This is a genomic window from Modestobacter sp. DSM 44400 (assembly GCF_900107175.1).
Lineage (GTDB): Bacteria > Actinomycetota > Actinomycetes > Mycobacteriales > Geodermatophilaceae > Modestobacter.
This window is the reverse complement of record NZ_FNOZ01000157.1, coordinates 1-1,498: the sequence shown is the minus strand read 5'-3', so window position 1 is coordinate 1,498 and position 1,498 is coordinate 1. Positions and strand designations below refer to the sequence as shown.

General features: G+C 58.1%; 1 protein-coding gene. It reads left to right on the top strand.

Annotation, left to right across the window (positions count from 1 at the left end):
* Positions 1–1,463 (top strand): P-loop NTPase (locus BLW04_RS25440; protein ID WP_217631280.1); only part of this gene is annotated, 1,463 nt, incomplete at its 5' end.
* Positions 1,464–1,498 lie beyond the last annotated feature (35 nt).

Sequence of the window (1,498 nt, the reverse complement as noted above, 5' to 3'; positions counted from 1 at the left end):
GTCTTGGCGGACGCCCAACACCTACCTCACGGCCGGTGCAGGCGGGGGACCGCCACCTCAACTTCCACGAGACCCGGGACAACCTCGACGCCGGCGTTCGAAGCTTCTTTCTTGTGATTTCTGGAGCGGCTGGTGTTGGAAAAACGTCACTCGCGCGGCGCCTCATGTACGCGCGCACGAAGCAATCATTCGCATGCTGGGAGCACCTTAACGCCTTCCCGCTCGACGCCAACGCGTGGCTGGAGGTCGACAACAAGCTGCGCCAGGCGGGGAGGCAGGGGATGCTCCTGATCGATGACTGCGCCCAGCACATGACGGCGATCAATCGATTAGTCGACGCCCTGGGAGAAAGGGAGCGCCCCTTCTTGCGCGTGGTCTTGACTGTCAACGCTGCGCAGTGGCGTACGAGAACAAAGTCACGATTCTTCTTCAGTCGAGGTTCTCTGGAGCGAGTTTCTCACCTAACCGATGGTGACATTAGCGAAGTGGTCAATCTCGTGGATCGTGAGGCTGAGATCCGCAAGCTGGTGGAGTCCGAGTTCCTAAACCTAGGACATCGGGATAAAATCAAACGCCTTCGCGATAGATGCAACTCGGACATGTTCGTCTGTCTAAAAAATATCTTTGGGAGCGACCGTCTCGACGACATCCTGCTTAAAGAGTTCGCCGACCTGGACCAGCCGTCCCAAGACGTCTATCGACACGTCTCGGCAATTCAAGCGATGGGGGGCAGGGTTCACAGACAGCTAATCATGCGTCTCTTGGGACTTGAGGCTGGTGGCGTTCAAACCCTGTTGGGTCAGATGGAGGAAGTGGTCAACGAGTACGACGTAGACCCACAGAGGGGTCTCTACGGCTGGGGTGCTCGACATGACGTTATTGCGCAGGTCATCGCCACTTATAAGTATGCGGATCAGGGCGAGCTCTCGGACTTGCTAGACCGGCTGATTGAAGGTCTGAATCCAACTGTGTACTTGGAGTTGGAGACGGCGCGGGCGATCTCGGCCAATGAGATGGGTATTGCCCGGCTGACAAATGCTTCGGATCGAGCCAGGCTCCTCCAGAAACTCATCGCCAAGGTCCCAGGAGAGCGCACCCCGCGTCGCCGACTTGTCCGGCTGTATCTAGACGAAGGTGATCTAGAGGGTGCAGATAGGGCGATCTCCGTATCGCGGCGCGAGATCGGTCAAGACGATATAGTTGACCGCTACCGGGCCATTCTGGCTATGGAGCGAGCGGAGCAGCCGTCTGGTCTCTTGGATGAGGACAGGTATGCGATGCTTCTCGAGGCCGAGCGCCTCGCAAGAGCCTGCGTAAGCCGTAAGCCGAATGACCGGTTCAACTATCGAGTCCTGGGGCAGGTTGGTGAATTGATCGCCCAGCGCACTGGGGCAACGAATGTCCTGGACGATGCCATTGAGGCGATGCGCAGCGCGGAAGCTTATGTGGCTCTTCGAACTTGAGGGGGAAATGACCCTCAGCAGACGGTGACCCGGCG